This window comes from Mesorhizobium shangrilense, assembly GCF_040537815.1.
In the GTDB taxonomy this organism is placed as follows: Bacteria; Pseudomonadota; Alphaproteobacteria; order Rhizobiales; family Rhizobiaceae; genus Mesorhizobium; species Mesorhizobium shangrilense.
Genome location: NZ_JBEWSZ010000001.1, coordinates 4947701 through 4961468, shown reverse-complemented (window position 1 = coordinate 4961468; position 13768 = coordinate 4947701). Strand labels below are relative to the sequence as shown.

Annotated in this window: 11 protein-coding genes; 2 read left to right on the top strand and 9 right to left on the bottom strand. The window is 63.5% G+C overall.

Annotated features, from left to right (window positions below; translation table 11 throughout):
* Positions 1 to 20: 20 nt before the first annotated feature.
* The 3 genes from ABVQ20_RS23910 to ABVQ20_RS23900 all read right to left on the bottom strand — a co-directional run bounded on the left by ABVQ20_RS23910 (position 21) and on the right by ABVQ20_RS23900 (position 3651).
* Positions 21 to 1193: a glycosyltransferase family 2 protein gene (locus ABVQ20_RS23910; RefSeq protein WP_354461934.1), complete on the bottom strand. Its 1173-nt coding sequence runs from the start codon at positions 1191 to 1193 to the stop codon at positions 21 to 23.
* The gene (locus ABVQ20_RS23905; protein ID WP_354461933.1) at positions 1190 to 2827 is read right to left on the bottom strand and encodes an ArnT family glycosyltransferase; all 1638 of its coding nucleotides are present in this window, start codon (positions 2825 to 2827) and stop codon (positions 1190 to 1192) included. The genes ABVQ20_RS23910 and ABVQ20_RS23905 overlap by 4 nt, the downstream gene beginning before the upstream one ends.
* 395 nt (positions 2828 to 3222) lie before the next feature.
* Positions 3223 to 3651 (bottom strand): Lrp/AsnC family transcriptional regulator, encoded by a 429-nt coding sequence (locus ABVQ20_RS23900; RefSeq protein ID WP_354461932.1) that lies wholly within the window; start codon positions 3649 to 3651, stop codon positions 3223 to 3225.
* 202 nt (positions 3652 to 3853) lie between these two features.
* Here ABVQ20_RS23900 and ABVQ20_RS23895 point away from each other — a divergent pair, with 202 nt between their 5' ends.
* On the top strand, positions 3854 to 4957 hold the full coding sequence (locus tag ABVQ20_RS23895; RefSeq protein ID WP_354461931.1) for a saccharopine dehydrogenase family protein: 1104 nt from the start codon (positions 3854 to 3856) through the stop codon (positions 4955 to 4957).
* Between the two features lie 199 nt (positions 4958 to 5156).
* Here the strand turns inward: ABVQ20_RS23895 and lpdA are convergent, their stop codons facing one another.
* From lpdA to ABVQ20_RS23875, 4 genes are all read right to left on the bottom strand, one after another.
* A complete protein-coding gene (gene lpdA / locus ABVQ20_RS23890) occupies positions 5157 to 6566 on the bottom strand; it encodes a dihydrolipoyl dehydrogenase (RefSeq protein WP_354461930.1) in 1410 nt (469 codons plus the stop codon).
* 288 nt (positions 6567 to 6854) lie between these two features.
* Positions 6855 to 8183, bottom strand: coding sequence for a dihydrolipoamide acetyltransferase family protein (locus tag ABVQ20_RS23885; RefSeq protein ID WP_354461929.1), 1329 nt, complete (start codon positions 8181 to 8183; stop codon positions 6855 to 6857).
* A 17-nt stretch (positions 8184 to 8200) separates the two neighbouring features.
* Positions 8201 to 9214, bottom strand: coding sequence for an alpha-ketoacid dehydrogenase subunit beta (locus tag ABVQ20_RS23880; protein ID WP_354461928.1), 1014 nt, complete (start codon positions 9212 to 9214; stop codon positions 8201 to 8203).
* Positions 9215 to 9217: 3 nt separating this feature from the next.
* On the bottom strand, positions 9218 to 10450 hold the full coding sequence (locus tag ABVQ20_RS23875) for a 3-methyl-2-oxobutanoate dehydrogenase (2-methylpropanoyl-transferring) subunit alpha (protein WP_354461927.1): 1233 nt from the start codon (positions 10448 to 10450) through the stop codon (positions 9218 to 9220).
* Positions 10451 to 10705: 255 nt separating this feature from the next.
* Here ABVQ20_RS23875 and holA point away from each other — a divergent pair, with 255 nt between their 5' ends.
* Entirely contained in the window at positions 10706 to 11749 is a 1044-nt protein-coding gene (gene holA / locus ABVQ20_RS23870; protein WP_354461926.1) for a DNA polymerase III subunit delta, read from the top strand.
* 196 nt (positions 11750 to 11945) lie between these two features.
* On the opposite strand, the gene ABVQ20_RS23865 is transcribed toward holA, so the two are convergent.
* Together ABVQ20_RS23865 and ABVQ20_RS23860 are read right to left on the bottom strand one after the other, a co-directional pair.
* On the bottom strand, positions 11946 to 12827 hold the full coding sequence (locus ABVQ20_RS23865) for a ParB/RepB/Spo0J family partition protein (protein WP_354461925.1): 882 nt from the start codon (positions 12825 to 12827) through the stop codon (positions 11946 to 11948).
* A 92-nt stretch (positions 12828 to 12919) separates the two neighbouring features.
* Positions 12920 to 13720: a ParA family protein gene (locus ABVQ20_RS23860; RefSeq protein ID WP_354461924.1), complete on the bottom strand. Its 801-nt coding sequence runs from the start codon at positions 13718 to 13720 to the stop codon at positions 12920 to 12922.
* Positions 13721 to 13768: the final 48 nt, after the last annotated feature.

Below are 13768 nucleotides of genomic sequence, written 5' to 3'. Positions count from 1 at the left end.
TTCGGCGTCTCGCTGGAAACCTAACGCGTACGCCAGGTGATGGCGGAATTGGTGATGTAGTTCCACGCCGAGCCGACAGCGGCCGCGGCCAAGCCCGCCACCCACCAGCGCGACGGGCTGGTGTAGAGCAGCGCCGATACACCAACGCCCGCCACGACACCAAAACTGCACAGCGCCGCGAACATGACGTAGCCGGTCAGGAAGCGCCAGCCACGCCGGCGCTTGTCGCGATAGGTGAAGGCATTGTTCAGCGTGTAGTTGAACGCCATTGCGGTGAACATGGCGATGGTCTGGGCCATGGCGAAGGGCAGGCCGTCCGGCAAGAGCGCATGCAGGACGAACAGATGAACCAAAACGCCAAGCGAGCCGACCAGGCCGAAGGCGAGGAAGCGTGTCGAGATGAGGTCGCCCGACGCCTTGGCAATCAACAGACCCAGATATTCGGCCACGACCATGGAATCGAGTTTGCTCTGCCCGTGCAGGCGGGAACCGAACACATAGGGGATTTCCCGGATGCGCAGGGTCTTGGGCGAAGACGCGGCGATGTCCATCAGGATCTTGAAACCCTGTTGCGAAAGCCGTGGCGCAACCGTTTCGACGATATCCCGGCGCAGCATGAAGAACCCGCTCATCGGGTCGTTGATCGGCGTCTTCAGCAGCAATTGCGCAAGACGCGTCGCCAGCCGGCTGCCGCTCGAACGCAGCCGGCTCAATCCGCTGCCGGCGCTCCCCGCGTTTCCGTACCGGCTGGCGACAACCAGATCGGTTTCGCCGCCGCGCATGATCTCGAGCATCCTGGGCAGGCATTTCTCGTCATGCTGGAGGTCTCCGTCCATGATGGCGACGATGGGAGCTGAACTCGACAGCGCGCCCTCGAGGCAGGCGCCGGCGAGACCGCGCCGGCCGATGCGCCTGATGCCACGAACCCGGAAGTCGTGGGCGGCAATGTCGCGAATTGCCGTGATCGTTCCATCTTTCGAATCGTCATCGACAAAGACGACTTCCCATTCGATCCCCCGCAACGCCTCGTGCAGCCGGGCGACCAGCAATTCGATATTGGCGCGCTCGTTCAAGGTGGGCACGACAACGGTCAGCTCGACACCCTTGTTCTGGTTCGCCGCCATCGGAAGTTCCGGCTCGGATGGCGTATCGGCTGAACTGCCCGCCGGCCGGGAGATGGATGTCTTGTTCATGGCAAAGGCCTGCTGTCAGGTGACGCGGCACTGCCCTGAAGCGTCGGCTGTGAGGGGCTGGATCGTCTGATCGGCAGGATCAGGATCTCGAATATCGGAAAGCCCGCGACGCTCTGGGTGATGTGCCGGGCAGGACCGTTCGGAACGAAAAGCCTGCCGAGACTATCGCGGTATTCCTTTTCCCGCTCGGCCTCCTTGCCGAAATTCAAGGCCCCGACGAGGAACCCCGTGCTCCGGGCATCAAGGCGTTTGTCGTCCATGAACTGGAAGTGGCGCGGATCCCCCGGCAGTACCTCGATTGGGACGTCTGGTCCGAGCGCATGGGCGATCCGTGCCCCCTGCATCCAGTCGGCGACGACGACATAGGCGTCGGAGCCGCTGAGATCGCGGCTCTCAGCGTCATTGGTCAGCGCCGACCAGTCGACGAGCTGCCAGTTGATGTCGAACTTCGTTGCCCGTTCATGGAAAGGCCGGGTGAAGGCGCCCGTCGTGGTCTGCACCGCAAATCCCACGGCCAGAAGCGGAACGACGATTGCCGCGGTGGTGAACGACGCCCGCAGCAACCCGGGCCTGCGTTGCGCCAGCCGGCCGCACCATTGGCCCACGAGCGGAAAGGCAAACAGGAACCCGCTCATCGACCAGTGCGGCAAGGAGTGCGCGCTGAACAGCGCGGCCAGGGCGAAGAACGCCACCGGAAGCACCGCGATCAGGGTGAAGAAGCGATCGGCAACCGATGCATCTTTTCTGGCGGCCGACCACATGCACCAGATCGCAATGGGCCACGTCGCCGGCCAGACATAGGCGGCCTGGCCAAGCAGTGTAATCGCCAGGTTTCCCGGGTGCAGGAGGTGGCCTTCGGTGGCCAGACCCCTGCCGGACTGGAACGCCAGGGATACCCATCCATGATCCATGTTCCACAGCACGACCGGCAACAGGCCAAGGAGAGCGATGGCGCCGGCGACCCAGGGGCCGGGCGTCGCAAGTTCAGCCCGGCCGGGCTTCGTCGACAAAAGGATGAGCAGGGCGGAAACGCAGAAGAGCCCCGCCTGGTACTTCGACATCAGCGCAAGACCGAGCGCTACACCCGCGACGGTCCATCGCAGCAGCGCATGGCGAGGCGCCTTGCCAAGCAGCATGGGCGCGACGGCCCAGGCGCTCGCCAGCAGAAAGAAATTGAGAGGGCCATCCGGCACCACGAAATGGCCGGCGGAAATGAGGAAGAAGGGCGCAACCGTGTACCAGGCCACCGCCCAGAATGCGGCGACAGTGCCATAGGCCTGGCGGGTCAGGTCGTAGAGCAGCAGCGCCGACAGGGAGCCGAGCACCACATAGGGCAGCCGCACGAACAGCCGGCATTCGCATCCGGTGATATCCGCCATCAGGCGGCCAAGCGCGAAGCCGAGCGGAGGATGATCGAAATAGGAGAGCGAGTGGCTGCGCGACACCACCACCGCATAGGCCTCGTCGATCGACAGCGGGATGACCGCGGCAAGTCCGATCCGCAGGATCAGGAATGCACCCACCAGAAGCATCGTCTGCGAGGCCGGAGAGGCAGAAAGACCAGCCTTGGAAAACCAGCCGGCAATCGCCGACGGCTTCCTGAGCACGGCCAGATTCTGGGAAGCAGGCTGCATCGCCGCTACCAGACCCAAAGCATCTGCCAACGCTCGTCAGGCGCGGATCCATTTCGGGATATGGCAATCAGCAGAGAAGCAACGGTAAAAAGCACCATCGAAGTGGTGATCCATACCCATTTGCTGGTAACAACGGGGTGACTGCGGCGCGGCATGTGTGAACCCGGACCCTGAGCATTGCTGGAAGCTTTTTGATGATTCTACTTGGGGTCTCGACTTGAGCCGAATAGTTGCCTTGCCAAACAAAATGTCATGTTAAACATACCGGGGATTTGCCGAATTCTTACCGATTGGTAAGAGGCAATGTCGCGCAAATTATGGCGGATGGCACAGTTCTCGAACCGCTGGATGCCCGCCGGCATCAGCCAGCACATTTCTTGCGACAGCAGGATTGATCAGCGATCGATGCGCGTCGACAGGATGATCGACGACGATGTCCGCTCGACACCCTCCATGGCGCCGATCTGGTCGAGCAGCGAATCCAGGTCCTTGATCGAGGGTGCCGCGACGATGACGATCATATCGAAATTGCCGCTGACGGAATGAAGCGTTCTGACCGCAGCCAGGGATCGCAAGCTGCGGACCACCTTGTCGGCGAGCTTCGGCGTCACCGTAAGCAGCACATGCGCGCGCACCAGGCCCTGTTCGTAATCCGGTGACAGCCGGACGCCATAGCCGCTGATGACGCCACGCTGCTCCAGCCGTTCGATCCGGCTCTGCACCGTTGTGCGCGACACGCCGAGACGCCGCGCCAGTTCGGCCGTCGACGCCCGCGCGTTCTCACGCAGCAGGGAAAGCAGGGCCTGTTCCGCGTCGCTGAGCATTTCGACGAATCCTTTTGGCGGATTGCCTGGAGTTGAGTTTCGATTTGAACAATTCCACGCTTCCTTTCGACAGGCAAGCTGCGATTCTCAAGCATGTCGCCCAAAAGCGTGCCCACGGGCCAGACCCGAGGGCGCGCAGCGGTTTCGGGACAACGGCATGCACAAAACAAGCATCAATCAACATTCGGGCGAGGAATCGGTCATGAAGAAAATTGTTATCGTAGGCGCCGGCAAGATCGGTTCGACCATCGCCGAGATGCTCGCCGACACCGGCGACTATCATGTCACCCTGGTCGATCGCTCGGCCGCCCAGCTTGGTTCGGCCGAATTGCCGGCCTCTGTCGCAACGCTCGAACTCGACATCGAAGCACCCGGCGTTCTCGAAGCAGCGCTCGCCGGTAAATTCGCGGTGCTCAGCGCCGCCCCCTTCCACCTGACGACGCGCATCGCCGAGGCGGCGGCAAGTGCCGACGTGCACTATCTCGATCTCACCGAGGACGTCGTCTCGACCCGCCGGGTCAAGGAACTGGCGCGCTCGGGCAAAAGCGCCTTCATTCCGCAATGCGGGCTGGCGCCCGGCTTCATCTCGATCGTTGCCAACGACCTCGCCAGCCGCTTCGACACGCTGGAAAGCGTGCGCATGCGCGTCGGCGCCCTGCCGCAATACCCGTCGAATGCCTTGAACTACAATTTGACCTGGAGCACCGACGGCGTCATCAACGAATATTGCGAACCCTGCGAGGCCATCGTCGAAGGCGAACTGGTCGAGGTCCCGCCGCTGGAAGAGCGCGAGGAATTTTCGCTCGACGGCGTCACCTACGAGGCCTTCAACACCTCCGGCGGGCTGGGCACGCTGGCCGAGACGCTGAAGGGCAAGGTCCGCACGCTCAACTACCGCACGATCCGCTATCCCGGCCACGCCGCGATCATGAAGGCGCTGCTCAACGATCTCGGCCTGCGCCACCGACGCGACGTGCTGAAGGACATTTTCGAGAGCGCCCTGCCGGCAACGCTGCAGGACGTGGTCATCGTCTTCGTTACCGTCTCGGGCCGCAAGAACGGCCGCCTGCTGCAGGAAACCTACGCCAACAAGATCTATTCGAGGCGCGTCGGCCAGACCGTGCGCAGCGCCATCCAGATCACCACGGCATCCGGCATCTGCGCCGTTCTCGACATGCTGGCCGGCGGCAGCCTGCCGGCAACCGGCTTCGTCAGGCAGGAAGACATCGCGCTCGACGCCTTCCTCGCCAACCGCTTTGGCCGCGCCTACGCGCAGCACGAGATGGTGACCCGGCTGGCGAGCTGAGCGCCTAATCTCCCCCCTTGAGGGGGAGATGTCGCCGCAGGCGACAGAGGGGGTCGGTTCGACTAGATGCGACCTCCTTCCACACATGGAAGTTGGCGCTTCACGCGCGGCGACCCCCTCTGGCCTGCCGGCCATCTCCCCCTCAAGGGGGGAGATCACGCACTCCGAGGGCGGCACCTACCAAGACATCGTCACCGCCTCAAATATGCAGCGCGTGCCCGAGCGCCTTCAGCGCCGCTTCCTGGAAGCCCTCGCCTTGCGTCGGATGGGCATGGATGGTGCCGGCGATGTCCTCCAGCCGGGCACCCATTTCCAGCGCCAGCCCAAAAGCCGCCGACAGTTCCGACACGCCCTGCCCGACCGCCTGGATGCCGAGCACCAGATGGTTGTCCGCGCGGGCAACGACGCGAACGAATCCATCCTCGCCAAGCTTCGTCATGGCGCGGCCATTGGCGGCGAACGGGAACATCCCGATCTTGATCTCGCCGCCAAGACCTTTTGCCTCGTCCGGCGACAGGCCGGCGGTGAGCAGCTCCGGGTCGGTGAAGCACACCGCCGGGATCGCCCGCTTGTCCCAACTGCGCTTATGGCCGGCAACAATCTCGGCGACCATCTCGCCTTGCGCCATCGCCCGGTGCGCCAGCATCGGCTCGCCGGTGACGTCGCCAATGGCGAAGATGCCGCGCATCGAGGTGCGGCACTGGTCGTCGATGCGGATGAATTTGCCGGCCATGTCGAGGGCGATCTGGTCGAGCCCCCAGCCCTCGGTCACCGGCTTGCGTCCGACCGTGACCAGGATCCGGTCGGCCGCGACCTTGAGGCTCTTGCCGTCCGATGACTCGACCAGCAACGCGTCGCCCTTGCCCGCCTGTCCCTGGGACATCCCTTTGGCCTTGGCGCCCGTCATCACCTCGATACCGAGCGCGGCAAGCCGCTTGACGACAGGCCGGGTCAGTTCCGCATCATATTGCGCCAGCACGCGCGGCAGGGCCTCGACCACGGTCACCCTGGCGCCCATTTTTGCAAAGGCCATGCCGAGCTCCAGGCCGATATAGCCGCCGCCGACGACTGCAAGCTTCTTCGGCACTTCGCTCAGCGCCAGCGCCTCGGTGGAGGAAATCACCGCCCCCCCAAACGGCAGGAAAGGCAGCTCGACCGGTGCCGAACCGGTGGCAATGACGATCGTTTCGGCACGAATCACCTGAACGCCGGTCTCGGTCTCCACCTCGACGGTCTTGCCGTCGCGAAACGTCGCCCAGCCCTGCACGATCTTGACCTTGGCCTTCTTGAGCAACCCCGAAACGCCACTGTTAAGCCGGCTAACAATACCGTCTTTCCAGGCGATGGTCTTTGCGAGATCAAGCTCGGGCGCGCCTAGCGAAATGCCAAGCGGGCTCTTGCCGCTGGCCATAAGCGCGACCTTCTCGAACTCCTCGGCGGCATGGATCAGCGCCTTGGACGGGATGCAGCCGACATTGAGGCAGGTGCCGCCCGGTTTTCCAGCCTCGACGATCACCGTGTCGATGCCGAGCTGGCCGGCACGGATGGCGCAGACATAGCCACCGGGACCGGCGCCGATGACGAGCAGCTTGCAGGAGATTTCCTTCATAATGAGAGCGTCCTCCTGACGAGAGTTGCCGGTGACGCCCTCCCATGCAACTTCGCGCTGCCCCTCATCCGCCTGCCGGCACCTTCTCCCCGTGTAGTAACGGGGAGAAGGGAGATGGCCGCAACGCTGGCGCCGTCCTTGACAGGTTGGAGATTGGCAAAGCCGCAGATGACAGCGTCTTTCTCCCCGTCACTATACGGGGAGAAATGCCCGGCAGGGCAATGAGGGGCGGGGCGGCGCTCAAAGCGAAGCGACTGAGAAATATGCTGCGAAGCCATTACATTCCCCTTAGTCCACAAAGATCAGCGCCGGCGTTTCCAGCAGCGTCTTGATGCGCTGGATGAACACCGCCGCATCCCAGCCGTCGATGACGCGATGGTCGAAGCTCGACGACAGGTTCATCATCTTGCGCGGGATGAACTGGGTGCCATCCCACACCGGCCGCACCATCATCTTGTTGACGCCGATGATCGCCACTTCCGGATGATTGATCACCGGTGTCGTCACGACACCACCCATGGCGCCGAGCGACGTGATGGTGATGGTCGAGCCCGACAGCTCGTCGCGCGTTGCCGTACCCGACTTGGCAGCCTCGGCCAGCCTGACGACCTCGGCGCCACAGTCCCAGATATCGCGGGCTTCGGCATGCTTGACGACGGGCACCACCAGCCCCGACGGCGTCTGCGCGGCAATGCCGATATGGATGCCGCCATGCTGGTGGATGATGCCGGCATCGTCATCGAACAGTGAATTGAGGTTCGGCTGGTCGGCGATCGCCTTGACCATCGCCCGCATCAGGAACGGCAGCAGCGTCAGCTTCGGCCTCTCCGCGCCACCCCTGGCAGCGCGCTTTTCCTTGTTGAGAGCGGCGCGCAGATCCTCAAGCGCCGTGACATCGATCTCCTCGACATAGGTGATGTGCGGGATGCGCGACTTGGACAGCGTCATCTTCTCGGCGATCTTGCGCCGGAGCCCGACCACCTTGATGTCCTCTATCGCGTCGTTGCGGGCGAGGCCGGATGTCTTCGCAACCTGTGGACCGCGCGCCAGGAAAGTCTCGATGTCCTCATGGCCTATGCGGCCGGCTGGCCCGGTTCCCGCAACCTGCCTGAGATCGACGCCGGCTTCCTTCGCTCGCAGACGAACAGCCGGCGATGCCAGGGGTTTCTCGCCTTCCGGCCGCGGGGTACTGGAGATCGATGGTTGCTGCGGGCTTTTCGAAGCCGGAACAGGTTTCACGTCCACCGCGGCGGCCTTTGGCGAGGTTTTCACCGGTGGTGCGGCAGTCTCGGGCTTCGGTGTCGGGAGTTTCGCCGGCGGCTCGGCGGCCACGGCTTCCACATCACCGCCGCCCTGCGGCCTCACATTCCCCTCGCCCGCCACCTTCAACCGCACGATCGGCGAACCGATCGCCACCGTATCGCCGATCTCGGCGCCCAACCACAGGATTTCGCCATCGACTGGAGAAGGGATTTCGACTGTCGCCTTGTCGGTCATCACAGCGGCAAGCATGGTGTCCTCCCGGACAATGTCTCCGACCTTGACGTGCCATTCGACGAGCTCGGCCTCGGCGACGCCCTCGCCGACATCGGGCAGCTTGATGATGTGTTCGCCCATGTCAGGCCTCCCCCACTCTAGGCTTCCAATGTTTCGATGAGAGCGCGGCCCACCCGGGCGGGGCCTGGGAAATAATCCCACTCCTGCGCATGCGGATAGGGCGTGTCCCAGCCAGCGACGCGCGCCACCGGCGCCTCCAGATGATAAAAACAGTTTTCCTGCACCAGCGCCGACAGTTCCGCGCCGAACCCAGACGTCAGCGTCGCTTCATGCACGATCACGCAGCGCCCGGTTTTCTTGACCGACGTCACTATCGTGTCGAGGTCGAGCGGCAGCAATGTCCTGAGATCGATGATCTCGGCATCAATGCCGGTCTCCTCGACCGCTGCCTGCGCGACATAGACCATGGTGCCGTAGGCCAGCACGGTGACGGCCGAGCCGGCCCGTCGGATCGCGGCCTTGCCGAGCGGCACGGTGTAGTGTCCGTCGGCGACCTCGCCGAGTTCATGCTTCGACCATGGCGTCACCGGCCGGTCGTGATGGCCGTCGAAAGGACCGTTGTAGAGCCGCTTCGGCTCGAGGAAGATCACCGGATCCGGGTCTTCGATCGCTGCGATCAGCAGGCCCTTGGCGTCATGCGGGTTGGACGGCACAACGGTCTTCAGGCCGGACACATGGGTGAACAGCGCTTCCGGACTCTGGCTGTGCGTCTGCCCGCCAAAAATGCCGCCGCCGGTCGGCATCCGCACCACGATCGGGCAGGTGAAATCGCCGTTCGAGCGGTAGCGCAACCGTGCCGCTTCCTGGGTCAGCTGGTCGTAGGCAGGATACATGTAGTCGGCAAATTGAATTTCCACGCACGGTTTCAGCCCATAGGCGGCCATGCCGATGGCCGTGCCGACAATGCCGGATTCGTTGATCGGCGCATCGAAACAGCGGCTCTTGCCGTACTTCGCCTGCAAACCTTGCGTGCAACGAAAAACGCCGCCGAAGAAGCCGACATCCTCGCCGAACACGACGACTTGGCTGTCGCGCCCCATCGACACATCCATGGCGTCGCGGATCGCCTCGATCATGGTTCGTCTCGGCATGGTTCAGACTCCCGCCTGCTGACGCTGGCGCCGCAGATGCGGCGGCATTTCGGCGTAGAGGCCTTCGAACATGTCACGCGTCGACGGCTTGCCGCCGGCATGCAGCGTGCCGTGGCTTTCCGCTTCCTTCTGCGCGGTGATCACCTCGTCCAGGATTTCGGCTTCGGCCTGCGCATGTCGCTCGTCCGACCAGACACCGAGCCGAATGAGATGGTTCTTCAGTCTGACGATCGGGTCGCCGAGCGGCCAGGCGTCGGATTCGGTTTTGGGCCGGTAGGCCGAAGGATCGTCCGAGCTCGAATGCGCGCCGGCGCGATAGGTGACGTATTCGACCAGCGTCGGCCCGAGATTGCTACGCGCACGCTCCGCCGCCCATTTCGCCACTGCGTGCACGGCGAGATAATCGTTACCGTCGACGCGCAGCGACGGAATGCCGAAGCCCAGGCCGCGCGCGGCGAAAGTGCCCGAGCCGCCGCGGGCGATACCCTGGAAGGTGGAGATCGCCCATTGGTTGTTGACGACATTGAGCACGACCGGCGCCTTGTAGGTGGAAGCGAACACCAATGCCGAATGGAAGTCGGACTCGGCCGTCGAGCCGTCGCCGATCCAGGCCGCGGCGATCTTGGAATCGTTCGATATCGCCGAGGCCATCGCCCAGCCGACGGCCTGGATATACTGCGTCGCCAGATTGCCGGAGATCGAGAAGAAGCCGTGCTCCTTCGACGAATACATGATCGGCAGCTGCCGGCCCTTCAGCGGATCGGCCTCGTTGGAATAGATCTGGTTCATCATGGTGACCATCGGATAGCCGTCGGCGATCAACAGGCCGGCTTGGCGGTAGGTCGGAAAATTCATGTCGCCCGGCGACAGTGCCTTGCGGAAGGCGCAGCTCACCGCTTCTTCCCCCAGATGCTGCATGTAGAAGGATGTCTTGCCCTGCCGCTGAGCCATCTGCATGCGCGCGTCGAAGGTCCGCAGCGTCATCATGTGGCGAAGGCCGGCCAGCAGCTCATCCTGCGTGAGCAACCCGGCCCAGGGACCGACCGCTTCACCGCTGCGGTTCAGCACCCGGATGATAGAGAAAGCCATGTCGCGGATGGTGCGCGGATCGACATCGATCTCGGGGCGCGGCACCGAGCCGGCCTTGGGAATGGTCACATTGGAAAAGTCCGGGGTTCCGCCCGGCCGAACTTCCGGTTCCGGAACGTGAAACCGCAGCAGTCCAGCATCGGCCATGACCCTTCTCCTCCAAGGTTGCCTGGCGCGATATTCGCACATCCGCGCCGGAGGCAACATGACGATATGTCGGCGAAATTTCTTATCGATCTTCCGGGCCTGCGCGCAATTTGGCGAATGGTTATGCCTGATCTGCCGCAAGAGCATGCAATTCAGGTAGGTCGTGCAGAGCGCAGGTGCAACGCGGCCAGCGGGGGCTACTTTTAAGCAATCGACTTTGTTCACCCGGCGGCCCTCACGTGCTAGTCAGCCGGAATGGCACAGAAGAAAGCATTCGAGGTCGATTCATGGCTGGCGCGCCCGGACTCGCGCATTTCGATTGTCCTGCTCTATGGCCCCGATCGCGGGCTGGTCGCCGAGCGCGCCAAGGCTTTCGCCGCCAAGACCGGCCTGCCGCTGGATGATCCTTTCTCCGTGGTCAGGCTGGAAGGGTCGGAGGTCGACCAGGACCAGGGCCGCCTGCTCGATGAGGCCCGGACCGTGCCGATGTTTTCGGACCGGCGCCTGCTCTGGGTGCGCAATGCCAGCGGCCAGAAGGCGCTTGCCGAGGACGTGAAGGCGCTGACCGCCGAACCTCCTCGCGACGCCATCATCCTGATCGAGGCCGGTGATCTCAAGAAGGGCGTCGGTTTGCGCGCCATTGTCGAGGCGGCCGATAATGCCATGGCCTTGCCTTGCTATGCCGACGAGGCCAGGGATATCGATACCGTGATCGACGGCGAGCTGCAGAAGGCCGGCATGTCGATGACGCTCGAAGCGCGCCAGGCGCTGCGACGCAATCTGGGTGGCGACCGGCTGGCCTCGCGCGGCGAGATCGAGAAGCTCGTGCTCTACGCGCACGGCCAGAAGGAAATCGGCATCGACGACGTCAAGGCGACGTCGGGCGACGTGTCCGGCGCTTCTTTCGACGATGCCGTCGACGCCTTGCTGGAAGGCAAGATCGGCGACTTCGACAGCGCCTTCACCCGCCATTGCCTGTCCGGCGGCCATCCCTTCCTGGTGCTTTCCTCGGCGATGCGGCAATTGCAGTCGATCCAGGCCATGCGCGGCCAGATGGATTCAAGCGGACGCAACGCCGGGTCGGTCGTCGCCGCGGCCCGCCCGCCCGTGTTCTTCGCGCGACGGAAACTCGTGGAGAAGGCGCTTGAGCGCTGGAACAGCGATGCGCTCGGCCGAGCCCTGGCCCGTTTGCAGACAGCTGTTCTGCAGACCCGCCGGCGCCCCGATCTTGCAGTCGCGCTGGCGCGCCAGGCGCTGCTCGGCATTGCCATTGAGAGCAGCCGGCTGGCGCAAAGGTAAACGTCAGTCGACCAAAGAAGCCGGCTGGGCCGCTCCCTCCGTTCTCCCCTTGTGGGAGAAGGTGGATCGGCACACAGCGCCGAGACGGATGAGGGGTGTTGGAAGAAATGAGGCGTCGGTGTGCTCTGGAGCACCCCTCATCCGTCGCCTTCGGCGACACCTTCTCCCACAGGGGGAGAAGGGAGGGCCGTGCTACCTAGCGTTCCTGCTTCAAACGTCGGCAGAGCTCATCAAGTTGCTCCAATGTCCGGTAAGACACGCGAAGCACGCCTCCGCGTTCCTTGTGGTCGATGGCAACCATCATGCCGATTGTGTCGGACATCAGCTTTTCCAGAGCCAGCGTGTTGGCATCCTTCTGCACCGGCTCTTTCGGCTTTGGCGCGGTCGAAGCGCCAGCCGGCAGCTGCGCGAGCGCTTCGGCCTGACGCACCGACAGGCCCTCTTCGACGATACGCTTGGCGAGCCCCGCTGGATCCTCGGCCGTCACCAGCGTGCGGGCATGTCCCGCCGACAAGGCGCCGTCGACCAGCATGTCGCGGATCACGTCCGGCAGCTTCAAAAGCCTCAGCGTGTTGGCGACATGGCTGCGGCTCTTGCCGATGACCTGGCCGAGATCGGCCTGGGTGTAACCGTGGTCGTCTATGAGCTGCTGATAACCCAGCGCCTCTTCAACAGCATTGAGGTCCGTACGCTGTACGTTTTCAATGATGGCCAGTTCGAGCGCCGTGCGGTCGTTCACTTCGCGAATGATGACCGGAATCTCGGTCAGGCCGGCGCGCTGCGCCGCGCGCCAGCGCCGCTCGCCGGCGATGATCTCGTAGCGGCCCGCCTGCGTGGCCGATGGCCGAGCGACGACCGGCTGCACCACGCCGTGCTCGCGGATCGACTGGGCGAGGTCGGTCAGCTCGGCGTCACCAAAATGCCGCCGCGGGTTTTTCGGGTTCGGCGTCAGGAACTCGATCGGCACCTTGCCGTCGGCCGACATATGCTGCTTCTCCGGCGTGGCTGGCCGGTCGATCTCGCCGATCAGCGCCGCAAGTCCCCGTCCCAGTCTCTTTCTCGAAAGGTCTTCGCTCATCGTCATTCCAGATCGTTTCGGTATCGAATCGGCTTCTTGTTCTTGATGTTTACCATCTTCCCGAGGGCGGTTACCCGCCTCGGAAGATGGGATCAAGCGGCGCGCAGCTTGCGCTCCCGGCGTATCACCTCGGAGGCCAGTTGAAGATAGGCCTGGCTGCCGGAACATTTCAGATCGTAGAGAATCGCCGGCTTGCCATAGGATGGGGCCTCGGACACACGCACATTGCGCGGGATTATGGTTTCGTAAACCTTGTCGCCCATATGCGCCCGCACATCCTGCACAACCTGGTTGGCAAGATTGTTGCGGCCGTCATACATGGTCAGCACGATGCCCTGGATGGTCAGCTCCGGATTGATCGACCGGCGCACCTGTTCGACCGTCTCAAGCAACTGGCTGAGGCCTTCGAGCGCGAAGAACTCGCATTGCAGCGGCACCAGCACCGAATCGGCGGCCGCCATCGAATTGAGCGTCAGAAGGTTGAGCGACGGCGGGCAATCGATCAGCACATAGCCGAAATTGGCCGAACGAGCCGATGCGGCACGCAGCGCATTGCGCAGCCGCAAGACCCGATCCGGCGCCGACGCGATTTCCATTTCGATGCCAAGCAGATCGAGCGTCGACGGCACGATCGACAGGCCCGGCACCGCCGTCGGGATCGCAGCTGCCTCGAGTTCCAGCTCGCCTGTGAGCACGTCATAGGACGAGACGGTGCGGTCCTTGCGGTCGATGCCAAGGCCGGTGCTGGCATTGCCTTGCGGATCGAGGTCGACGATCAGCACCTTTTCGCCGATTGCCGCCAGCGCGGTAGCCAGATTGATAGCGGTGGTCGTCTTGCCGACACCGCCCTTCTGGTTGGCTACGGTGATGATTCGGGGGCCGTTCTTCATCATGGATCTATGCCAGAAATTCATTCTTGGGTCGCCACAAGCAGATCAGAG